Origin of the sequence: Pseudomonas sp. LRF_L74 (assembly GCF_965644255.1) — a bacterium.
Classification (GTDB): domain Bacteria; phylum Pseudomonadota; class Gammaproteobacteria; order Pseudomonadales; family Pseudomonadaceae; genus Aquipseudomonas.
The window spans coordinates 1-275 of sequence record NZ_CBFFRH010000041.1 but is presented as its reverse complement, the minus strand read 5'-3'; the positions used below and the strand labels follow the sequence as shown (position 1 = coordinate 275).

The window sequence follows — 275 nt, the reverse complement described above, 5'->3', positions numbered from 1 at the left end:
CTGCCTGACCGCACGCCGGTCGAGGCAAAGAACATCCGCGTTTCGTGGGACGCCGACTCGTTCAGTTGGAAATGGAGTGGCGATATCTTCACGCACGCCGCCCTCGATCTTGTGCGTCCGGATGGCACCGGCGCCGGCGAGCTGGAGCTTGATATCAACGGCTGGACCTGGGTGCTGCTCGTCGAGCGCTACAGCCGCAATCGCCGCTTTGCGAACGAGGCCTACACGATCAGCGGCGGCACCCGCCAGCAACTGCTGGCCGAGCCCTACGCGCC

General features: G+C 65.5%; 1 pseudogene. It reads left to right on the top strand.

The features are described 5' to 3' along the window. Positions 1 to 275 (top strand): annotated as a pseudogene (locus ACSZPK_RS26965) (hypothetical protein); the annotation flags it as partial.